The sequence below is a fragment of the Nocardioides sp. NBC_00163 genome, assembly GCF_045206295.1.
Taxonomy (GTDB): Bacteria; Actinomycetota; Actinomycetes; order Propionibacteriales; family Nocardioidaceae; genus Nocardioides.
Window position 1 is genome coordinate 666824 of sequence record NZ_CP108155.1, and the last position, 21236, is coordinate 688059.

General features: G+C 69.4%; 25 protein-coding genes. 8 read left to right on the forward strand and 17 right to left on the reverse strand.

Translation table 11 applies throughout. The annotated features are described in order from the left end of the window. Window positions 1–250 precede the first annotated feature (250 nt). The 4 genes from OG801_RS03275 (at window position 251) to OG801_RS03290 (ending at window position 3693) form a co-directional block, all read left to right on the forward strand. Entirely contained in the window at window positions 251–1975 is a 1725-nt protein-coding gene (locus OG801_RS03275; RefSeq protein ID WP_406033615.1) for a nitrite/sulfite reductase, read from the forward strand. Next, window positions 1972–2142, forward strand: a complete 171-nt coding sequence (locus tag OG801_RS03280) for a hypothetical protein (protein WP_406033617.1) — start codon at window positions 1972–1974, stop codon at window positions 2140–2142. Before OG801_RS03275 ends, OG801_RS03280 begins: the two co-directional genes overlap by 4 nt. Next, a complete protein-coding gene (locus tag OG801_RS03285) occupies window positions 2139–2882 on the forward strand; it encodes a phosphoadenylyl-sulfate reductase (RefSeq protein ID WP_141792939.1) in 744 nt (247 codons plus the stop codon). Before OG801_RS03280 ends, OG801_RS03285 begins: the two co-directional genes overlap by 4 nt. A 67-nt stretch (window positions 2883–2949) precedes the next feature. Beyond that, complete coding sequence (locus OG801_RS03290) at window positions 2950–3693, forward strand: sirohydrochlorin chelatase (protein WP_179658395.1); 744 nt, start codon at window positions 2950–2952, stop codon at window positions 3691–3693. An 86-nt stretch (window positions 3694–3779) separates the two neighbouring features. Here the strand turns inward: OG801_RS03290 and OG801_RS03295 are convergent, their stop codons facing one another. The 9 genes from OG801_RS03295 to OG801_RS03335 all read right to left on the reverse strand — a co-directional run bounded on the left by OG801_RS03295 (window position 3780) and on the right by OG801_RS03335 (window position 10450). Then, complete coding sequence (locus OG801_RS03295) at window positions 3780–4190, reverse strand: DUF3037 domain-containing protein (protein WP_355021002.1); 411 nt, start codon at window positions 4188–4190, stop codon at window positions 3780–3782. Next, the gene (locus OG801_RS03300; protein ID WP_355021001.1) at window positions 4190–4972 is read right to left on the reverse strand and encodes a HipA family kinase; all 783 of its coding nucleotides are present in this window, start codon (window positions 4970–4972) and stop codon (window positions 4190–4192) included. The genes OG801_RS03295 and OG801_RS03300 overlap by 1 nt, the downstream gene beginning before the upstream one ends. Further along, window positions 4969–5811 carry a PPK2 family polyphosphate kinase gene (locus tag OG801_RS03305; RefSeq protein ID WP_406033620.1) on the reverse strand — a complete coding sequence of 281 codons (843 nt, stop codon included), beginning with the start codon at window positions 5809–5811 and terminating at the stop codon, window positions 4969–4971. The genes OG801_RS03300 and OG801_RS03305 overlap by 4 nt, the downstream gene beginning before the upstream one ends. A 40-nt stretch (window positions 5812–5851) precedes the next feature. Continuing rightward, complete coding sequence (locus OG801_RS03310) at window positions 5852–6547, reverse strand: GNAT family N-acetyltransferase (protein WP_406033622.1); 696 nt, start codon at window positions 6545–6547, stop codon at window positions 5852–5854. 23 nt (window positions 6548–6570) lie between these two features. Next, complete coding sequence (locus OG801_RS03315; RefSeq protein ID WP_355020998.1) at window positions 6571–7071, reverse strand: phosphoribosyltransferase; 501 nt, start codon at window positions 7069–7071, stop codon at window positions 6571–6573. Then, the gene (locus OG801_RS03320) at window positions 7068–7781 is read right to left on the reverse strand and encodes a regulatory protein RecX (RefSeq protein WP_406033624.1); all 714 of its coding nucleotides are present in this window, start codon (window positions 7779–7781) and stop codon (window positions 7068–7070) included. Before OG801_RS03320 ends, OG801_RS03315 begins: the two co-directional genes overlap by 4 nt. Window positions 7782–7848: 67 nt before the next feature. Next, window positions 7849–8907 carry a recombinase RecA gene (gene recA / locus OG801_RS03325; protein ID WP_350659050.1) on the reverse strand — a complete coding sequence of 353 codons (1059 nt, stop codon included), beginning with the start codon at window positions 8905–8907 and terminating at the stop codon, window positions 7849–7851. Window positions 8908–9164: 257 nt separating this feature from the next. Next, a complete protein-coding gene (locus tag OG801_RS03330) occupies window positions 9165–9626 on the reverse strand; it encodes a VOC family protein (protein WP_406033626.1) in 462 nt (153 codons plus the stop codon). A gap of 89 nt (window positions 9627–9715) precedes the next feature. Further along, window positions 9716–10450, reverse strand: a complete 735-nt coding sequence (locus OG801_RS03335) for a DUF4396 domain-containing protein (protein ID WP_406033628.1) — start codon at window positions 10448–10450, stop codon at window positions 9716–9718. A 132-nt stretch (window positions 10451–10582) separates the two neighbouring features. On the opposite strand from OG801_RS03335, the gene OG801_RS03340 reads away from it, so the two are divergent. Together OG801_RS03340 and OG801_RS03345 are read left to right on the forward strand one after the other, a co-directional pair. Further along, window positions 10583–11026, forward strand: a complete 444-nt coding sequence (locus tag OG801_RS03340; RefSeq protein WP_406033630.1) for a hypothetical protein — start codon at window positions 10583–10585, stop codon at window positions 11024–11026. 94 nt (window positions 11027–11120) lie between these two features. Further along, the gene (locus OG801_RS03345; RefSeq protein WP_406033632.1) at window positions 11121–11762 is read left to right on the forward strand and encodes a DUF305 domain-containing protein; all 642 of its coding nucleotides are present in this window, start codon (window positions 11121–11123) and stop codon (window positions 11760–11762) included. Between the two features lie 41 nt (window positions 11763–11803). Here OG801_RS03345 and OG801_RS03350 read toward each other — a convergent pair whose 3' ends face one another. The 7 genes from OG801_RS03350 to OG801_RS03380 form a co-directional block, all read right to left on the reverse strand. Then, a complete protein-coding gene (locus tag OG801_RS03350) occupies window positions 11804–13042 on the reverse strand; it encodes an MFS transporter (protein ID WP_406033634.1) in 1239 nt (412 codons plus the stop codon). Beyond that, a complete protein-coding gene (locus tag OG801_RS03355) occupies window positions 13039–13233 on the reverse strand; it encodes a DUF3046 domain-containing protein (RefSeq protein ID WP_355020991.1) in 195 nt (64 codons plus the stop codon). Before OG801_RS03355 ends, OG801_RS03350 begins: the two co-directional genes overlap by 4 nt. Before the next feature lie 15 nt (window positions 13234–13248). Next, window positions 13249–14391, reverse strand: a complete 1143-nt coding sequence (locus OG801_RS03360; protein WP_406033636.1) for a methyltransferase domain-containing protein — start codon at window positions 14389–14391, stop codon at window positions 13249–13251. A gap of 72 nt (window positions 14392–14463) precedes the next feature. After that, a complete protein-coding gene (locus OG801_RS03365; protein WP_357360754.1) occupies window positions 14464–15276 on the reverse strand; it encodes an ABC transporter permease in 813 nt (270 codons plus the stop codon). Window position 15277: 1 nt separating this feature from the next. Next, entirely contained in the window at window positions 15278–16108 is an 831-nt protein-coding gene (locus OG801_RS03370; RefSeq protein ID WP_406033637.1) for an ABC transporter permease, read from the reverse strand. Continuing rightward, window positions 16108–17022, reverse strand: a complete 915-nt coding sequence (locus OG801_RS03375; protein WP_091042336.1) for an ABC transporter ATP-binding protein — start codon at window positions 17020–17022, stop codon at window positions 16108–16110. The genes OG801_RS03370 and OG801_RS03375 overlap by 1 nt, the downstream gene beginning before the upstream one ends. 31 nt (window positions 17023–17053) lie before the next feature. Then, a complete protein-coding gene (locus OG801_RS03380; RefSeq protein WP_355020987.1) occupies window positions 17054–17371 on the reverse strand; it encodes a hypothetical protein in 318 nt (105 codons plus the stop codon). Between the two features lie 177 nt (window positions 17372–17548). On the opposite strand from OG801_RS03380, the gene OG801_RS03385 reads away from it, so the two are divergent. Further along, on the forward strand, window positions 17549–19600 hold the full coding sequence (locus OG801_RS03385) for a HelD family protein (protein WP_406033639.1): 2052 nt from the start codon (window positions 17549–17551) through the stop codon (window positions 19598–19600). Further along, window positions 19597–20181: a GNAT family N-acetyltransferase gene (locus OG801_RS03390; RefSeq protein ID WP_406033640.1), complete on the forward strand. Its 585-nt coding sequence runs from the start codon at window positions 19597–19599 to the stop codon at window positions 20179–20181. The genes OG801_RS03385 and OG801_RS03390 overlap by 4 nt, the downstream gene beginning before the upstream one ends. Here the strand turns inward: OG801_RS03390 and OG801_RS03395 are convergent. Then, window positions 20145–20879: an aspartate/glutamate racemase family protein gene (locus OG801_RS03395; protein WP_406033642.1), complete on the reverse strand. Its 735-nt coding sequence runs from the start codon at window positions 20877–20879 to the stop codon at window positions 20145–20147. The two genes, OG801_RS03390 and OG801_RS03395, sit on opposite strands and share 37 nt — an antisense overlap. Window positions 20880–21236: the final 357 nt, after the last annotated feature.

Genomic DNA, 21236 nt, shown 5'->3' on the forward strand with positions numbered 1-21236 from the left:
CGTGAGGGCCGTCCGCTACCTGAGACTCCTTGACATGGTCACTGCTGCAACACATGCGCACCTCGTGGTTCGACGCCACGTGGACTATTGCCGCATCCGCAGCTCGATCTGTTGGCGCCACTGACGCCCAGCGCTCCGCATCCCCCGCGTCGAGCCGCTGGCCCGCCGCCCGACAGACATCCCGGGCGCCCGCCGCGAGCACGTCCCTGCTCCGCCGTGCGTCCACGACCGACGCAAAGGTTTCTCTGACATGAGCGACAACCGGTTTCAGGCCAAGCGCGCCACCCGAACCGAGATCCCCCGCCCCAAGAAGGGCGAGGGCCAGTGGGCCCTCGGCTACACCGAGCCGCTGAACAAGAACGAGGAGTCGAAGAAGAACGACGACCCGCTCAACGTTCGCGACCGGATCCTCTACACCTACTCCAAGCGCGGGTTCGACTCGATCGACCCGGCCGACATGCGCGGCCGCTTCCGCTGGTTCGGCCTCTACACCCAGCGCAAGCCCGGGATCGACGGCGGCAAGACCGCCATCCTCGACGAGGAGGAGCTCGACGACCGCTACTTCATGATGCGCGTACGGTCCGACGGCAAGCTCCTCTCCCCCGCCGCGGTGCGCACACTTGGTCAGATCGGCGTCGACTTCGCGCGGGACACGGCCGACATCACCGACCGCGAGAACATCCAGTACCACTGGATCGAGATCGAGAACGTCCCGGAGATCTGGTCGCGCCTCGAGGAGGTCGGGCTGCACTCGACCGAGGCCTGCGGCGACTCGCCGCGTCCGTTCCTCGGCTCGCCGGTCGCCGGCGTCGCCGCCGACGAGATCATCGACGGCACCTCGGCGCTGCGCGAGATCGAGTCCCGCTACCTGGGCGACCCCGCCTTCTCGAACTTCCCGCGCAAGTTCAAGACCGCGCTGACCGGCCACCCCTCCCACGATGTGGCACCCGAGATCAACGACATCGCCTTCGTCGGCACCGTCCACCCCGAGCACGGACCCGGCTTCGACGTCTGGGTCGGCGGCGGCCTCTCCACCAACCCGCGCCTGGCCGAGAAGCTCGGCGTGTGGGTGCCGATCGACGAGGTCGCCGACGTGTGGGCCGGTGTCGCGGGCATCTTCCGCGACTACGGCTACCGCCGGCTCCGCTCGCGGGCCCGGCTGAAGTTCCTGGTCGCCGACTGGGGCAAGGAGAAGTTCCGCGAGGTCCTCGAGAACGAGTACCTCGACCGTCAGCTCGTCTCCAACCCGTCCCCCGAGTCGCCCCTGGGCCACCGCGACCACGTCGGCATCCACGACCAGAAGGACGGCAAGAAGTACGTCGGTCTGGCCCCGATCGCCGGTCGCATCTCCGGCACGCACCTGGTCGAGCTCGCCGGCGTCATGGAGAAGTTCGCCGTCGAGGGCGCTCGGCTCACGCCGTACCAGAAGATCGTGCTGATCGGTGTCGACCCCGCGGTCGTCGAGGACCTCGTCACCGCGCTGGACGCGATCGGCTTCTCGGCCCGGCCCTCCAACTGGCGCCAGAACACGATGGCCTGCACCGGGATCGAGTTCTGCAAGCTCGCGATCGTGGACACCAAGGACCGGGCCCGCGACCTGATCGCCTCGCTCGAGTCGCGGTTCCCGGAGCTCGACGCATCGATCACCGTCAACGTCAACGGCTGCCCCAACGCCTGCGCGCGGACCCAGGTCGCCGACATCGGACTCAAGGGCCAGCTGGTCCTCGACGACGAGGGCAACCAGGTCGAGGGCTTCCAGGTGCACCTGGGCGGCGCGACCGGGCTGACCGCCAACTTCGGGCGCAAGCTGCGCGCGCACAAGGTCACCTCGGCCGGGCTCGACGACTACATCTCCGCGCTGGTCGTCAACTACCTGGCCGACCGCGAGGAGGCCGAGACCTTCTCGGCCTGGACCGCACGAGCCGACGAGGTACTCCTGCGCGGCGAGAAGGCCTTGAGCGAGGTGCCCGCATGAGTGAGCGTGCAAGCACCCCGTTCCACTGCCCGTTCTGTGGCGAGACCGACCTGTGGCCGCACGGGGCCACGCACGGGTCCTGGGAATGCCGCGCCTGCCTGCGCGCCTTCCAGCTGAAGTCACTGGGACAGATCTCTCGGGCAACTACGAAGGAGGCGCACCGATGAGCGTCAGCACAGCAGCCGCCCGGGCCAACCGTGCGGTGGACACCGAGGGACGTACGCCCGAGGAGCTGCGCGAGATCGTCTCCCACTGGGGAGCCGAGCTCGAGCTCGCCCCGGCCGAGACGATCATCGAGTGGGCCGCCGCCACCTTCGGCGAGCGGTTCGCGATCACGTCCTCCATGGGTGACGCGGTCCTGGCTCATCTCGCCTCGAAGGTCGTACCCGGGATCGACGTGGTCTTCCTCGACACCGGCTACCACTTCATCGAGACGATCGGCACCCGCGACGCCGTCGAGGCGACGATGCCGGTCAACCTCCTCACGATCACGCCCGTGCAGAGCGTGGCCGAGCAGGACGCCGAATACGGCAAGGACCTCTACCGGACCGACCCCGACCTGTGCTGCGCGCTGCGCAAGGTCAAGCCTCTGGCCGACTCGCTCGCCTCCTACGACGCCTGGGCCACCGGCCTGCGCCGCGCGGAGACGAAGAACCGGGTCATCGCCCCGGTCATCGGCTGGGACGCCAAGCGCCAGAAGGTCAAGGTATCGCCGATGGCGCGATGGTCCGACGAGCAGGTCGAGCGATATATCGAGGACAACGGAGTGCTCGTGAACCCGCTCGTCTACGACGGGTATCCCTCGATCGGCTGCGCGCCGTGCACCCGCCGGGTAGCCCCCGGCGAGGACCCGCGCAGCGGGCGATGGGCCGGCACCGGCAAGACCGAGTGCGGCATCCACGCCTGACCCTCCCCATCACAGACTTTCCGCCCGCGTGGCAACACAGACCCGCAACACCCGAAGGATGAAGACAATGGCAGCTCCCGCTCTGGTAGCCCTGGCTCACGGCAGCCGCGATCCGCAGTCAGCCGCGACGATCAACGCCCTCATTGCCGAGGTACGCGCCCTGCGCCCCGACCTCCGCATCGAAGCCGCCTTCCTCGACCACTCCCGGCCGCGTTTCCAGGCCGTCGTCGACAAGCTGGTCAAGGCCGGTCACGACGAGATCGTCGTCGTACCCCTGCTCCTGACCGAGGCGTTCCACGCCCGCGTCGACGTACCCTCGGTCATCGCCGAGGCCACCGCGCGCCACTCCGGCCTGCGCATCCACACCAGCGAGATCCTCGGACTCGAGAGCGTCTTCCTGCAGGTGCTCGACGAGCGGCTCCGGGCGTCGTTGAAGGCCGCGCGGGTGCGCGAGCTCGACGCGCTCGTCCTGGCCGCCGCCGGCTCCTCGGACTCGCTGGCCAACCAGTCGGTCGCCCGCCTGGCCCGGATCTGGGGTGCCCACCACAAGCTCCCGGTCGTGGCTGCGTACGCCTCGGCCGCTCCGCCGGCCACCGGCGAGGCCGTCCGTGCGTTCCGCGCCGAGGGCCGCCGCCACATCGCCGTCGGCATGCTCTTCCTGGCTCCCGGGCAGCTGCCCGACCGCGCCAAGGAGCTCGCCCTCGAGGCCGGCGCCGTCGCGGTCAGCGACCCGATGGGCGCCCACCCCGAGGTCGCCCGCACCATCCTGGCTCGCTACGCCGTCGGTGCCGTCGAGCTCGTCCCGGTCTGATCCGACCGGCCCGGCGCCGAGTCGGCGCATCCTGACGACAATCCCCGCCGAGTCGGCTCGTTGTGACGAGCCGACTCGGCGCGATTTCAGGTGATCTGGTGGGCGAAGACGCGGTCGAGCTCGGCCGGGGCGTTCGCCGTCACCCCGCCGTGGACGGGGCCGGGCTGGAGAACGGTGCTCTTCGGGGCCTTGAGAAGACCGAAGCGGGCGGACTCGTTGTCGGAGAGCGACCGGAGTCCGTACGCCGTGGCGCGGACGCCCGCGCCGAAGCCGGCATGGGCGGCGCCGGCGCAGATCAGGTCCACCGACTCGAGGGCGGCTCGTACGAGGGCGAGGTCGAGGGCCGGGGCGAAGGCCGCGAGGCGCTGCTCGTCGAGCGCCCACCGGGCGGCGAGGAACTTCTGCTCGGGGCAGTGGAGAACTACGCCGACGTTGAGGAACTCCTCGCGCTCGGGGCGGGGTACGCAGCGGAGCACGACGTACTGGTAGGCGTCCATCACGCCTCCTGGGCGGGCTCGGCAGCGGGCAGCCACGGGCGCCCGCCGTCGAGGCGCGCCCGCAGGAACGCGACGTAGCGCTCGCGCAACGACTCCGGGGTGTCGTAGCCGGGGACGGGCTCGAGCCACTCGTCGGGTACGTCGGCGAGCACCTTCTCCAGCACCGCGTCGTCGAGCCGCGAGGCGAGCTCGTCGTTCTGGGCGATCGCCTCGTCCGCGAAGGCGCGCAGGATGTGCTCGGAGGTGTCGAAGGGCTGCGCCGCGTAGCGCGCCGGGTCGCCGCCCCCGCCGGGCCAGACGTGGTGGAAGTAGAGCGAGGCGCCGTGGTCGATGACGTAGAGCGCGCCGTTCCACAGCAGCATGTTGGGATTGCGCCAGGAGCGGTCGACGTTGGCGATCAGCGCGTCCATCCACAGGATCCGCCCGGCCAGCGCCGGCTCGGGCGAGTAGGCGGCGTCGTAGCCGAAGGCACCCGCCAGGAAGTCGATGCCGAGGTTGAGCCCGGCGCTCACGTTGAGGAGGTCCTGGACCTCCTCGTCGGCCTCGTAACGGGCGATCTCGGGATCCAGGTCGAGCACGACCTGGTCGGGCGTGGGGATGTCGAGCGCCCGGCACAGGCCGGTGACGATCACCTCCGCGACCAGCACCCGCAGCCCCTGTCCGGCGCCACGGAACTTGCAGACATAGGTGCCGAGGTCATCGGCCTCCACGATCCCGGGCAGGCTGCCGCCTTCCCGGAGCGGGGTGACGTACCTCGTCACCCGCACCGTCTCAAGACTCACGAGATGGTGTCCTCTTCCAGTCGTCTCTTCTCCTCGGCGATGTCGAAGCGGGGCGCGGGCCAGTCGAGATCGAGCCGGTCCAGTGTCTCCAGGAGCAACTCGCCGATGGCCAGGTTGCGATACCACTTCTTGTCGCTCGGCACGAGGTACCACGGAGCGTACTCGGTGTTGGTGCGCTCCAGCGCAATCTCGTACGCCTCCTGATAGCTGTCCCACAGCTGACGCTCGTCGATGTCGCCGGGGCTGTACTTCCAGTGCTTCGTCGGGTCCTCGAGGCGGGCCAGGAGCCGCTTCTTCTGCTCCTTCGGCGAGATGTGCAGCATGCACTTGAGGATGACGGTGTTGTCGTCAGCCAGCCGGTTCTCGAAGTCGTTGATCGCGCCGTAGCGCCGCTCGATCTCCTCGGGGGCGGCGAGCCCGCGGACCCGGCCGATCAGCACGTCCTCGTAGTGGGAGCGGTCGAAGACCCCGAGGTAGCCGGGCTCCGGCACCGCCCTCTCGATCCGCCACAGGAAGTCCTGGGCCCGCTCCTCCTCGGTCGGCGCCTTGAAGCTGGTGATCTTCACGCCGACGGGGTCGACCAGCCCGACGGTGTGCTTGAGCACGCCACCCTTCCCGGAGGTGTCCATCCCCTGCAGGATGAGCAGCACCCGCCTGGGGTCGTCGCTCTCCTTGGAGGCGAACAGCTTGGTCTGCAGCTCGATCAGCGTCGGACCGAGCTCGGCGAGCACCTGCTTGCCGGTCTCCTTGTCGACGCCGACGCCCGGCGCGGAGTTGGTGTCGTACTTCCGTAGGTCCACCGGTCCGGCCGGTAGCCGCAGCTCGTCAAGAAGGCTCATGGGTCGACGATAGGCCCGCAAGAGGAGCCACCGGGGCGGGTCAGCCGAGAACGCGCCGCAGATCCAGCGAACAGCCGACCATCGTGGTCGTCGATCCGTCGGGCTGGGGCTCATCGAACCAAGTGCCCTGCTCGAAGCCGACCTTGGCGAGCATCCGCAGCGAGGCGGCATTGCGGTGGTCGGGGGCCGCGAAGCAGGCCGTCGCACCGGGATAGCGGCGCGGGATCGAGGTGAGCCACACCCAGGCCATCCGCGGCCCGATCCCACGGCCCACGAAGGCCGGCTCCCCGATCGCGTAGTCGAAGCCGATCGCGTCCGGGTCGGGGGTGAGCAACGCGTAGTCGGGCTCATCGCTGATCCGGTAGTCCTGGCAGAAGCCGATCGAGCGCCCGTTGACCTCAATCACCCAGAACGTCACCTGGGTCTTGCCGTCGACGTCGGGCCCGTAGTTCTCCGCCACCCACTCGGGCGTCGGCTCACCGTCGACGGCATACCAGTGGTGCACGTGCTCCGCGTTGAGCCAACGGATCAGGTGAGGCAGGTCTCCGCGGGTCATCGGCCGCAGCGCCACCACCGGCATCGGGTCGGAGGAGAACTCCTTCACCTCACCGGAGAGGTCGACCGCGTACGCAGGCCGCCCGGCGATCCTCGTCGCCGCCGCTGCCCAGCTCTCCCCCGGGCGCGTCACTCCGCCGAGACGGTGTGTCCCGGTGTGGACCGCAACCGGCGTGAACATGCACCCAGGTTAACCGCGTGGGGTCAGTGGGCCTGGCCACCGCGGCGGTCGACGAGCGGCGGCTGGGAGGACCACGGGAAGTCGATCCAGCGGTCGGTCTTCTTGTAGACGTAGTCGGCGTTGATCACCGTCCACGGCTTCTCGAAGATCACCGCCGTGCGGGCCTCGGCCACGTGGCCCTCGCAGAAGTCGTGGACGATCTCCAGGGTCTTGCCGGTGTCGGCGACGTCGTCGGCGATGAGCACCTTCATCCCGGTCAGGTCGACGGCCGCGGGGGTCGGCGGGAGCATGATCGGGACGTCGAGACGCTCGTTGACGCCGGTGTAGAACTCCACGTTGATCGCGGACAGGTTCTTCACGTCGAGGGCGTAGCCCAGACCCATCCCGAGGGCGAGGCCGCCGCGGGCGATGGAGAGCACGATGTCGGGTTCGTAGCCGCTGTCGACGACCTTCTGGGCGATGTCGCGCACCGCGGTGCCGAAGAGGTCGTAGGTCAGGATCTCGCGCTCTTGCTGCTCACTCACAGATCGGATTCTGACACGAGACCGCCGGCGCCATCGTCATCGGCCAGAGCGAGCTCCTCGCGAACGATGCCGTAGGCCACACCGGCGCCGTATCCCTTGCGGGCGAGCATCCCCACCAGACGCCGGGTCTTGGTCTGGTCGTCGAAGCGCTCCAGGGAGCGCAACTTGCGCCGGACCATCCGCCGGCCGGCCTCACGCTCGTCGTCGGGGTCGATCTCGTCGAGCGCATCGCGGGCCACGTCGTCGTCGATGCCCTTGCGGCGCAGCTCTTGGGCCAGGGCTCGTCGGGCCAGGCCCTTTCCGGGCTGCCGGCTGGCGATCCAGGCCCTGGCGAAGGCCTCGTCGTCGATCAGGCCGACCTCTTCGAAGCGGTCCAGCAGCCGCGTCGCCAGGGCTGCGGGGACCTCCTTCTTCTCCAGCTTGTCGGCGAGCTCCTTGCGGCTGCGCGCCTGGCCGGTCAGGGCGTCGAGGAGGATCTTGCGGGCGATCGCCTCGTGGTCGGGCTCGGGGTCGTTCTTGGGGTCGGCAGGGTCTGCGGGGCGAGGCTGCTTTCGGCGGGAACGTGTTGGTTTCGACACGTCGTCGCTCCTTCGTCGCGACGACGGCTCAACCGACGGGACGGACGGCTCAACCAACGGGGTCTTGCCGGCCCAGGCTTCGACGCCGAGCGAGACGTCGCCCAGCCAGTCGGGCGCGGGCCGTTCGTCCACCCAGGGATCCTGGGTGGACGAACGGTCAGGCCTTGACGAAGCCACGAGTCAGCCGGTGCCTATGGACCTAGAAGTCCTCGACGCCGGCGGGCTCGGCCACGGGCGCCTCGCCGTCGGCCGGGGCGTCGACCGTCGGCACGACCCCGAGCTTCTCCAGGATCCGCTTCTCCAGCTCGTTGGCCAGGTCGGGGTTGTCCTTGAGGAAGTTGCGGGAGTTCTCCTTGCCCTGGCCGAGCTGGTCGCCCTCGTAGGTGTACCAAGCGCCGGCCTTGCGCACCAGGCCCGCCTCGACACCGACGTCGATCAGGCCGCCCTCGCGGGAGATGCCCTTCCCGTACATGATGTCGAACTCCGCCTGCTTGAACGGCGGGGCCACCTTGTTCTTCACGACCTTGACGCGGGTGCGGTTGCCGACCATGTCGGTGCCGTCCTTTAGCGTCTCGATCCGGCGCACGTCGAGTCGCACCGAGGAGTAGAACTTCAGTGCGCGACCACCGGTCGTGGTCTCGGGCGAGCCGAACATCACGCCGATCTTCTCGCGCAGCTGGTTGATGAAGATCGCGGTCGTGCCGGAGTTGTTGAGCGCACCGGTCATCTTTCGCAGCGCCTGGCTCATCAGTCGAGCCTGCAGACCGACGTGGCTGTCGCCCATCTCGCCCTCGATCTCGGCCCGCGGCACCAGCGCCGCGACGGAGTCGATGACGATCAGGTCGAGCGCGCCCGAGCGGATCAGCATGTCGGCGATCTCCAGGGCCTGCTCACCCGAGTCGGGCTGGGAGACCAGCAGGGCGTCGGTGTCGACGCCGAGGTTCTTCGCGTATTCCGGGTCGAGCGCGTGCTCGGCGTCGATGAAGGCCACGATGCCGCCGGCGCGCTGCGCGCTGGCGACCGCGTGGAGGGCCACCGTCGTCTTACCCGAGGACTCCGGACCGTAGATCTCCACGACCCGCCCGCGGGGCAGACCGCCCAGACCCAGCGCCACGTCGAGCGCGATCGAGCCGGTCGGGATCACTTCCAGCGGAGCCCGGGTCTCATCGCCCAGCCGCATGACCGAGCCCTTGCCGAACTGCCTCTCGATGTTGGCGAGAGCGGCGTCCAATGCCTTCTCGCGATCACCTGCCGCCATGTTCTTTCCTTCCTGAGGGGCAGACTTCTTCCCCTTGCCTGCCGCTTGTCCACGTGTCTTCGTCGTCATCAAGGCAGACGCTAGACGGGACCACCGACAGTTTTGAACGGGACCCTCTGGCACGGTGTTTCACGACCCTGTTTTTGCCTGGCCGATAGCACGAACCACGCTCCACCTACTACCACACACTAGCCCGAACAAGCGTTCGATGTGAACACCTGTTCGGGCGTGTCGGAAGCGGCGGCCTCAGCGGATCGTCATGCCGAGAAGCGTTCCTCGGCCCGGCGAGCCACCTCTTCCAACGTGAGATCCTCCAGGTGGGTGAGGAAGACCCAGACATGGCCGTACGGGTCCCTGAGAATGGCCGTGCGATCACCGTGGAACTGGTCGGCCGGCGCCTGCAGCAACTCCGCGCCTGCCACCGTGGCACGTTCCGCCAGCGCGTCGACGTCGTCCACGAAGACATGCAGCCCCACCGTGGTGCTGCCGACAGTGGTCGGCGCGCCGAAGAGCGGACCCTCGGCATCGCCGAGCATGATCGCGGACCCGTGGATCTTGACCTCGGCGTGAACGATCCGCCCACCCGGGCCTTCGATACGGAACAGTTCCTCGGCGCCGAACGCGCGGGCGTAGAAGTCGATCGCTCCGGCGGCGCCGTCGATCATGATGTGGGCGACGACGGCATTGCGGTACGTCTCCGGGATGGCGGTGGCAGTCATACGGGCATGTCTCCTCAGGCGGTTGCTCGGATGTTCACGAACCTAGGAGCTCAACTGAACTTGAGGTCAAGGGTGAACCGAGGCCCGCCTCAGTGGCCCTGCATCTCGACCTGTTCGGCGGGGGCCGAGCCGCCACCCATCTCGTCGGCGACGGCAACCGACAGGCCACCGAGCATGAAGGCGATGATCACTGCGGCCAGGGCACCGCTGGAGAAGGACGGGATGAAGCGGCGTACGCCCTCCTGGACCGGCTCCGCTCCGTGGTACTGGTGGGTGAGCGCATGCCCCTTGCCCCGCTGGAGCAGGTATCGGTTGACCGGGAAGGCCGCCACGAAGGCCACCGAGAGGGCGATCATCATCCCGATCCAGAACACGACGTTGACCAGCCCGGCCTCCATGGCCCCGGGGATGAGCGCCATGACCAGGTTGTCGACCAGCTCCATCGTCGCGATCGAGAGGGTGTCGGCGGCGAGCACGACGCTGAACGCCGCACCGACGGCCAGGCCCGACTTGAGCAGCGGCAGGGTCGAGAGGGCGTAGCCGAAGGCGAACGCGAGCGTGACGGCCAGGGCGATCGTCCACCCCGTGCTGAGGCCGATCGCGGTGCCGATCATCAGTCCGGCGATCTCACCGATCGCACAGCCGGTGAGGCAGTGCAGCGTGGCGCTGGCCGCCATCGCGTTCACCCCGCCCCCGTGCGCACCATGCGCGTCATGAGCCGAGTGGTCGCCATGGCCCTCGTGACCCTCGTGACCCTCGTGCATCGCGTGCTGATGTCCGGCGTGGTCGTGTTCGGCGTGCACGTGCTCGTCATGCGACGTCATGTCGCTCCCCTTGATCGATCGTTCGGTGTACCTACCCCTCATTCATACCCCATGGGGGTATGTGATCGCAAGCGAAGTCCGGCCAGATAGCCCACTTTGTCCAACCGCGAAGGACTCCTTAGGGTGTGCGGTGTGTGGACGGCAGCGCGACGACGACAGCGGACGACCCGTGCGGTCGCGCGCGCCGGTCTGCTGGCAGCGGTCGTGGTCACGGTCGCCGGTCTGCTGGCCATGCATGGGCTTAGCCTCCACGGCACCGACTCCGATGGTGAGCACGGCGCGCTGAGCCTGCCCGCCGCCCACGTCGAGCACACGCACGCTCTCGAACACTTCGGCCATGGCGCGGCCGAGGACGCCGGACACCCGGGCGACGCCGGGCACACGGCGATGATGCTGTGCGCGGCGTTCCTGCTCGCCGCCGGCGCGCTGCTCCTGAGCGGGCTGTGGCGGCGTACTCCTGCCTGGTGGCTCTCGCGGGCCCGCGGCTGGTCCCGGACCAGCGGATTCGCGCCCTTGCTCACCTGTCCCGCGACCGGCCCGCCCTCCGTATGGGCCTACTCCGTCATCAGGTGCTGAGCGGCCCGACCCCACCCGCGACCCGGGCCACGCCCGCGGTCCGCAGGTGGGTCAGCGATGCCCGTAATCAGCACTTGACAAGGAGAAACAACAGATGCGTACGCAACGTCCCCTCTTCCGCGCGACCTGGGCGGCAGCCGGCCTAGCCGTGCTGCTCACCCTGTCCGCCTGTGGCGGCAGCGAGGAGGCCGAGGCTCCTCAGAAGCTCTCGGAGACCGAGAACAACAAGGCCGATGTCGCCTTCGCGACCGACATGATCCAGCACCACGCCCAGGCTCTGTCGATGGTCGACCTGACCATGGACCGCGACCTCGAGCCCGAGGTCCAGGAGCTGGCGGATTCGATCCGGGCGGCCCAGAGCCCCGAGATCGAGACCATGTCCGGCTGGCTCCAGCAGTGGGGCGAGGAGGTGCCCTCCACGATGCGTGACCACGTCAACGGCGGCCACGAGGGCCACGGCGACGAGGACAGCAGCATGTCCGACTCGATGGAGGGCATGGAGGACGACATGCCGGGGATGATGTCGGGCGAGGACATGGACGCCCTCGAGAACGCCTCCGACGCCGAGTTCAGCGACATGTGGCTGAAGATGATGATCGAGCACCACGAGGGCGCGATCGAGATGGCCGAGACCGAGCAGGACGAGGGCGAGTTCAAGCCCGCCGTCGACCTGGCCGGGACGATCATCGAGTCGCAGTCGACCGAGATCGACACCATGGAGAAGCTCCTCGGCTGAGGATGCCTCACGGGCAGGGCCGCCCAGCGGCCCTGCCCCCTTCAGGCCGACCGACGGGCCACGTACGCAGCCCCGAACAGCACCGTGACCAGCAGGATCGTGCCGAGCGCGAGCGCCGGATATCCGGCCAGGTCGACGACGACGCCCGACACCGCGCCGGCGGCGGCAGCGGCGACGCCCATGATCAGGTCGGCGGTGCCCTGCACGTCGGCACGCACCTCGAGCGGAGTGTGGTCCGCGACCGACGTGGCCGCGGCGATCGTGGCCAGCGACCAGCCGAGGCCGAGCAGGAAGAGCCCGACGAAGATCCGCCCCGAGCTGCCCTCCGGCGCCGCGGCGCACAGGACCAGGGACACCAGGAGCACCCCGCCGCCGAGCGCCATCACGTCGGCCCGGCCGACGCGGTCGGCGAGCCAGCCGGCGACCGGCGCGAAGGCGAACATGCCCAGGACGTGCCCGCTGATCACCAGCCCGATGACCTCCAGGCCGGCGCCGCCGTGCTCCATGTGGAGCGGCGTCATCACCATCACCGCCACCATCGTGGCGTGGGCCGCGGCCTGCCCGACGACCGCCGCCGCCAGCGCGGGGCGCTCTCGGATCACCGCGATCGCCCGACGCCAGCTCGTTCCCTTGGCCTTCTCCGTGACCGGAGCACTCTCCCGGGCGACCAGCAGCGGGTCAGGTCGCAGGAAGACCCCGACCACCAGCGCGGCGGCCAGCATCGCCATCGACCCGATCGCGAACGGCCCGGTGAGCACGGGGATCCCGACGGAGTCGGAGAAGATCTCGGCGACGCCGGTCAGGTTGGGGCCGATCACCGCACCGAACGTCGTGGCCCACACGACGACCGACAGCGCCCGCGCACGGCTCCTGGCAGGTGCCAGGTCGGTCGCCGCGTACCGCGCTCCGTTGTTGGCCGCCGTGGTCGCACCCAGCAGCACCGCACCGACCAGCAGCAGCGTCATCGACCCGACCACGCCGGCCAGCACCGCCAGCAGCCCACCGGCCGCCCCGAGCAGGTAGCCCGCCACCAGCCCGAACCGGCGCCCGCGCGCGTCCATGACCCGCCCCAGGACGTACGCAGCCACGGCGGCGCCGAGCACCTGGGTCGTCTGCGAGAGACCTGCCATCGACTCCGAGCCGGACAGGTCGCGCGCCAGCAGGGAGGCGGTCGCGATGCCGATCGTGATGCCCATCGCCCCGACCGCCTGGGTGGCGACCAGGGTGAGGATGGTGCGCTTCTGGACCGTGGCCACCGAGGCCGGTGCGACCAGCGTCACCGCTCACGCGCCGGCAGCTCCAGGGCCGTCCAGACCGCGGCCCAGACCTCCTTGGGCGGGACGCCGTCGTCGAGGGCCTCCTGGGCGGTGCGCCCGCCCAGGTCGCCCATGACGAACTGGCGGGCCCACGCTCGCGCGTAACCCGCGCCCAGCGCCTCGTCCATCCGGGACCAGAACTCCGTGTGTCTCATCGCCCCGAATGCTACTCAGGCGCGCCGACGGGCGAGGACGTCCAGCCAGACCTCGCCGAGGCGTCCGTCGGCGTGCCCGACCTCGAGCACCTCCCAGCCAGCCTCGTCCAGCGCCGCCCGGAGCGCGGGCTCGCGCCAGTAGACGAAGAGGCGGGGAGCCTCGACGCGACCGCGGTTGGTCCACTCCTCGCCGTCACCCTCCTTCAACGACACGTGCAGCGCACCGCCGGGACGGGTCACCTCGGCGAGCCGGGCGAGCACCGACCCGAAGTCGTCGCGAGCCACGTGCAGCAGCGTCGCCGAGGCCCAGACCGCGGCATAGGGGACATCGGGGTGGACCGGGTCGCGCAGATCGTCGGTCAGCGGGTCCAGGCAGGCAGCGGCGTACCCCTGCTTGCGCAGGTGCGCCACGAAACCCTCGCTGATGTCGGTGCGCCGAACCCGCACTCCCCCGGTCTCGAGCGCCTTCGCGTCGTGGCCGGGTCCGGTGCCGATCTCGAGCACGTGGTCGCCTGGCTCGAGCGCGGCCAGGAATCGGTCCAGGACCGAACGGTTCTCCTCGGAGAACGAGCTGCCCTGGACGTACGTCGCGACGCTGGCGTCGTAGGCGGCGACGGTCGCCTGCTTGGCGGCCGCGCGTACGTCCCACAGGTGGTGGACGACGTCGTGGAGGTGGTAGCGGCCCAGCGACTCGACGCTGAACACGTCGCCGTTGGACCGGGTCCCACGACGGCCCCACGCGTCCGGCGGGACCTTCTCGTAGATCGTGGCGATCTCGTCGGCGGCGTCCATCAGCTGCTCGGCGACGACCGCCGGGTCCTGGGCCGCGTAGTCACCCTCGCGGGCGGCCACGTCCTGGTCCCAGTTGGCGAAGCGCGGCTCGTCCTCGGTCAGCATCAGCTGCAGCCGCTCGCCGAAGATGCGGTGGACGTCGCGTACGTGCGCTCCGTACTCCAGCGCCGACCACACCCCGGGCTGGGGGCGGTCGCTGGCGTTGTCGGCGGCGAGGTAGATCTCCCAGTAGGTCGCGTTGTCCCGCACGATCTCGGGGAACTGGTCCGCGGTCACGGCACCGGCGATGAAGCCACACTCCGGGCAGGGCCGGTCGAGCACCCACGTCCAGTCCTTGGTGTCCGGCTCGATCGCGTCATAGGTCATGGGATCCATCTTGACGGCCCACCGAGGACGTCACGAGCGAGATCCTGCCTGTGAGACGCGAGTTGCTGCCGCTCAGGTGAGGAGTAGGGAGTCGAGCCGGCGCCGCACGACGACGAGGCCGACCGCCCCGAACGCCAGCAGGTAGACCACCGAGACCAGCGAGCCCCACGACGGCACCCCTAGCGTCAGCTCGCGACACAGCACGACACCGCGGTAGAGGGGCGTGACCTCCACTATCCAGCGCAGCCACTCCGGATAGGCCGTCACCGGGAAGAACGTGGCACTGAACAGGAACATCGGCATCATCGCGAGGGTGACCTTCTCGAAGTCCTGCCAGGAGGTCATGTAGGTCGTCAGCGCCATGCCCACGGCCCCGAAGGCCGACCCGATGAGCAGCGCCGCCGGCACCACCAGGAGCGCCCACCAGGAGTGGACCAGGTCCATCGCGACCATGATCAGCAGGAACGCGGTCACATAGATCCCGCTGCGCAGCTGGTTCCAGAGGATCTCGCCGACCGCGATGTCGACCGTACGCAGCGGGGTGGCCAGCATCTGGTCGTAGAGCTTGTTGTACTTCAGCTTGAAGAAGAAGTTGAACGTCGCATCGAGCAGCGACCCGTTCATCGCCGAGGCCGCGATCATCCCGGGGGCGACGAACTCGCGGTAGTCGACGGGCTTGCCGGCGTACTCGAAGCCGACCACCATCGCGCCCACGCCGATGCCGATCGAGAACAGGTAGAAGACCGGCTCCAGGAACCCGGTGATGAACACCAGCCAGGCGCGCCGGTAGACCAGGATGTTGCGCCACAGCAGCAGCCGGGCGGCCTCGCCGCCTCGTAGCGGCCGGGCGACGGTGGCGCCCACGGCAGCGGTGAAGAGGGCCATCTCAGGAGACCAGCCTCTCGCCCAGCTTGCGCACCGCGAGCCACCAGCAGACGCCCGCGAGCAGCCCGAGATAGCCGACGTGGACCGCGGCCAGCGCCCAGTCGATCTCGCCCAGCGCGAGCATCCGGGTCAGGTTGACGCCCTGCCACAGCGGCGAGGCCATCGCGACCTTCGCCAGCACCGGCCCGAGGTTGGCTACGGGGAAGAACGTGCCGGAGAAGAGCGTCAGCGGGATCATCCCCAGCCGGAAGATCAGTGCGAACGACTCCTCGCCCTTGATCGAGAGCGAGAACAGCAGCACCGGCGTCCCGAAGGCCAGCACGACCAGACCCTGCACCAGCCACGCGGTCAGCAAACCCCACCACGTCTCGAAGACGCCGAAAGGGGCCAGGACCAGCAGGAAGACCCCACAGGCGAACAACGTACGCAGCATCAGGAAGCCCAGCTGGGCCAGCACGATGTGGGAGGCGGTCAGCGGCGAGGCGATCATCGAGAAGTAGATCCGCTGCCACTTGACCATCCCGTAGACCGGATAGGTCATCTCGGAGAAGGCGATCGTCATCGCGTGGGCCGCGACCATGCCCGGCGCGACGAAGGCCAGATAGGAGTCGGCGCCCTCCAGCGTGGCCGGATCGGCCTCCACGAAGCCGCCGAGCAGCACGCCCAGCGCCAGCACGTAGAAGAACGGCGTCACGAAGGTCGTGATCACCCCGCCCTTCCAGGTGCGCGCGAGGACGGTGAGCCAGTAGTCGCCCATCCGGAGCGCGCCGGAGACCAGCCCCGCGGGCGCCGTCGGCCGGGTCGCCGGTCCGGAGTCGGCGTAGTCGGTCATCAGTCCACCAGGGTCCGGCCGGTCAGGTGCAGGAAGACATCCTCCAGCGAGGAGCGCCGCACCAGGGTGGCGACCGGGGACAGGTCTCGGCTGTGGACGGCCTCGATGACCGCCTCGCCGTCGTCGCTGTAGAGCAGGAGCCGGTCGGGCAGCACCTCGACCCGCTCGGCGAGGTCCTCGACCTTGGCGGCCAGCGCCTCGTGCTCGCCGACGCCGAAGCGCAGCTCGGCGACCTCGCGGGTCGAGTGCTGCTGGATGAGTCCCAGCGGCGTCCCGTGGGCCACGATCCGGCCCTGGTCCATGACCACGAGCTCATCGCACAGCTGCTCGGCCTCGTCCATGTAGTGGGTGGTCAGCAGCAGCGTCACGCCCGCCTGCTTGAGCCGGAAGAGCCGGTCCCAGATGACGTGGCGGGCCTGCGGGTCCAGACCGGTGGTCGGCTCGTCGAGCACCAGGATCTCGGGTCGGTTGATCAGGCTCCGGGCGATCGTCAGCCGTCGCTTCATACCGCCGGAGAGGTCGTCGACCTTCGCCTTGGCCTTGTCGGTGAGCTGGACGAAGTCGAGCAGCTCCTCGATCCGGCCCTTCACCTCGGCCCGCGGCAGCCCGAAGTAGCGGCCGTAGACGAAGAGGTTGTCGTAGACGTTGAGCTCGACATCGAGGGTGTCCTCCTGCGGGCACACCCCGAGCCGCGCCTTGATCTTCGGCCCGTCCTTGGCCGGATCCATCCCGAAGACCCGCAGCTCTCCCCCGCTCGGTGGCGAGACGCAGCAGATCATCCGCATCGTCGAGGACTTGCCGGCACCGTTGGGCCCCAGGAAACCGAACGCCACACCGGGGCGCACCGACACGTCGATCCCGCGCACCGCCTCGAAGTCGCCGAACGACTTGCGCAACCCGCGCGCCGAGATCATCAGGTCTTCACCCACGTCGGCAAAGACTAGATCAACCCTGTTGACGCTTGCGCCGGTTGTAGTCGCGCATCCGCTGCGGTACGCCGACCACCGCGGCGTCGTACGACGGGACTCCGTTCTTGTTGGCGAACTTGTGCGCCCACTGCGCCGACGGCACCCGCCGCCGGGTCCACTCGCCGTCATGCGCGACCAGCAGGAGGGTCACCTCGCTGACGACGGTGCGCGGCTCGACGAACCCCTCGACACCGCGCCGGGTCTTCACGAACTGCTCGAGATGCTGTTGGTCGGTGGAGTCCGCGGCGCGAACTCTTGTGGATCCGGTGTAGCTCTCGCCTGTCGGACGGCTCATGCGCGTCCCGCGGCGTCGGAAACGATCGAACAGGCTCACGGTGCAATTGTGCATCCAATGCCCAACGTACGCCCGGATAAACCTGTTGGGCGCCCACTCTGTGGTCGCCTATGTTGGGGCCTTTGACCCCGCGCCCCCATCGAACCCTGCCGCCGACGGAGAAGCGATGAACCAGCCATGCCCATAGACGACCTCGACGCCGAGCGGGCCCATCTGGCCGCCTCCCGGCAGGATCTGGCCCGGATGCGGAAGAAGGTGGAGTCGCTGGACTCCTCCACGGCCGGCAACTGGGTCAGCGTCGAGATCCTCGACGCCACCCTCGCGCGCCGCCTGGAACAGCTCGCCGACGATCCTGACGTGCCGCTCTTCTTCGGTCGCATCGACCGGACCGCTGATATGGGAGCCGAATCGTTCCACATCGGCCGGCGCCACATCTCCGACAGCGCAGGCGACCCGATGGTGGTCGACTGGCGGGCTCCGGTCAGCGTCCCGTTCTACCGGGCGTCCCGGACCGAGCCGATGGGACTGGCGCGGAGGCGGCGCTACGGCTTCTCCCACGGGGACCTGACCGCGTTCGAGGACGAGTCGCTGACCGACGCCGGGGCAGGGCCGGAGCACTCGGCGATCCTCGAGGCCGAGATCGAGCGGCCACGTGTGGGACCGATGCGGGACATCGTCGCGACCATCCAGCCCGAGCAGGACGTGCTGGTCCGCGCCGACCTGTCCCAGACGATCGTCGTGCAGGGTGCACCGGGGACGGGAAAGACCGCCGTGGGACTGCACCGGGCGGCGTACCTCCTCTACGCGCACCGCGACCAGCTGACCCGGCGCGGCGTCCTGATCATCGGCCCCAACGCCTCGTTCCTGCGCTACATCCGCGACGTTCTCCCCGCGCTGGGTGAGATCGAGGCCAAGCAGGCGACGATCGCGGAGCTGGTCGCCGAAAATGGGCGGAGCCACGGCGCCGTCCGCGCTGAGGAGCCCGCGCCGGTGGCGACGCTGAAGGGCGACGTACGCATGGCCGAGGTGCTCCGCCGGGCGGTCTGGTCCCACGTCGGTGACCCGGAGGAGGCGCTGGTCGTCCCGCGCGGCTCGCGACGCTGGCGGGTGCCGACCTCAGAGGCGCGGGAAGCACTGGAGGGGCTGCGCGCCAACGATCTGCGGTACGCGGCGGGCCGGGCGCTGCTCCCGCGCGCCCTGGCCCACCGGGTGCTGGTGCAGATGGAGCGCTCGGGCGACTCACCCGACGACAGGGTGCACGACGCGGTGGCGCGGGCGAAGCCGGTCAAGGACTACGCCGCCGCGCTCTGGCCCGATCTCAAGCCCGCCCGGGTCCTGTTCCGGCTGTTCACCGACGCGGCCTGGCTGGCCGAGGTCGCCGACGGGCTCCTCTCGGAGGCGGAGCAGGCGAGCCTGCTCTGGCAGAAGCCGCCGCGCTCGGCAGGCGCGGCGCGCTGGTCGCTGGCCGACCTGGTGCTCCTCGACGAGATCGCCGACCTGCTCGACCGCACGCCGTCGGTGGCCCACATCGTCGCCGACGAGGCCCAGGACCTGTCCGCGATGATGCTGCGCGCGCTCGGCCGCCGTTCGACCACGGGCTCGCTGACGATCCTCGGCGACCTCGCCCAGGCGACCACCCCGTGGGCCTCCTCGTCGTGGGCCGATGCCCTGGCACACCTCGGCAAGCCCGACGGCCATGTCGAGCAGCTGACACGCGGCTTCCGGGTCCCGGCCGATGTGATCGCCTACGCGGCCCGCCTCCTCCCCCACATCGCCCCCGACCTGGAGCCGCCGGTCGCGGTACGCCGTGCGCGCGGTGACCTGACCTTCACCACGTCGTCGGTGGTGGAGGCGCTCGGGCCTGCCCTGGAGCGCCCCGGTTCCGTGGGGCTGATCGTGCCCGACGCCTCGCTGGCAGCGGTGCGCGCCGAGCTGACCGAGGCCGGGCTCTCCTTCGCCGAGATAGGCGTGGCCGGCGACGAGGAGACCGAGTTCGACGCCCATCTCGATCTCGTCCCCGCCTCGCTCGCGAAGGGGCTCGAGTTCGACCACGTCGTCGTCTCCGACCCCACCGGGATCGTCGCCGGCGAGCCCGACCGCGACACCGGCCTCCGCCGCCTCTACGTCTGCCTCACCCGCGCGGTCACCTCCCTGGTCGTACGACACGACGCCCTCCCCGAAGAACTCGGTGGCGTCCCGGAACGGGTGGATGCGAAAGTAGGCGCATGATCGACGCCCGACCTGATCCGCTGGAGAAGGCCGACTGGCCGCTACGCACCGAGCGTCTGGTGATCCGCCGGATGACGCCCGCCGACATCGAGCCGACCTGGGCCTTCCGAAGGCTTCCCGAGGTGGCCGAATGGGTGACGACAGCGTTCGCGGACCTCGAGGCCTATCGCAAGATCTTCGAGGACCCCGACGTCATCGGGCCCGGCCTCGTGATCGAGCACGAGGGCGTCGTCGTCGGCGACCTCATGCTGCGGATCAGCGACCCGTGGTCGCAGACCGAGGTGCGCGAGCAGGGCAACGGCACCCAGGCCGAGCTCGGCTGGACGATCGACCCGGCCCACCAGGGCAACGGCTATGCCACCGAGGCCGTACGCGCCGTGCTCGATGTCTGTTTCGGTTCCCTGGGTCTACGCCGCATCGTCGCGGAGTGCTTCGCCGATAATGAGGCCTCCTGGCGACTCATGGAGCGCCTCGGCATGCGGCGCGAGTCGCACACCGTCAAGGACTCCCTGCACCGCACCCGCGGCTGGCTCGACGGCCTCTCCTACGCGATCCTCGCCGAGGAGTGGGCGCGGCGCTGATCCCGGGGGCTGAGCGCCGCTTCGATCGCGGCCTCGCAGTGCAGCCTGGTCGTCGGGAACAGCGGCACACCTGCGTACGTCTCGATCGGTAGCAGCAGCTCGATCTCGGTGCACCCGAGGATGACGCCCTCGCAGCCGGCGGCGACGAGACGGTCGATGATCTCGAGGTACGCCTGCCGGGAGCTGTCCAGGAACGTCCCCAGGCACAGCTCCTCGTAGATGATCCGGTGGACGGTCTCCTGGTCCGGCTCGGTGGGGACGGTGACCTCGAGGCCGTGGCCGCGGAGCCGGTCGGCGTAGAACGGCTGCGACATCGTGAACCCGGTGCCGAGAAGTCCGACCCGCCCGACCCCCGCCGCCTCGACCGCAGCCGCCGTCGTGTCGCCGAGGTGAAGGAAACGATCGCCGTACGTCTCCTCCAACGCCCCGGCCACCTTGTGCATCGTGTTCGTGGCCAGCACGATCACCTCGGCCCCGGCGTCGCTGAGCGTCGCCGCCTCCGCGGCAAGGCGCTCCCTCGCTCGCTCCCACTCGCCGGATGCCTGCATCTCCTCGATCTCCGCGAAGTCCACCGACCGTACGAGCAAGTCCGCCGAATGCAGTCCCCCGAGCCGCTTCGCGGTGATCTCGTTGAGCAGGCGGTAGTACTCCGCCGTCGACTCCCAGCTCATCCCGCCCAGTACGCCGATCCGTCGCATGCCACCTAGTGTCCCTGGGCGACCAACTTCCACCTTGCAGCTGATCGGAAGCACGCAGGGGCTTGCCTGCTTCGGTGGCCTGTTTGCCGCGGAGATTTGGTTTGGCGGGGGCTTGGGAGCTGGACGGTCGGTCCGACCGGTGGAAGAAATTTTTCTTCCACGCGGAGGCCCCTTGTCTGGCCTAAGGGTGGAGCGTTCACCTGCCGTCGGGGAGTGTTCCGTGGCCACACCAACCAAGAAGTACGGTCGAAGGCATGGGTATCCCACTCACAGACCGCCAAGACCTCCTGACCCAACCGCTGATCGCAGCCCTCTCGGTAAGCCGAGAAGACGGACGAGCGCCTCTGACAGTCCCGA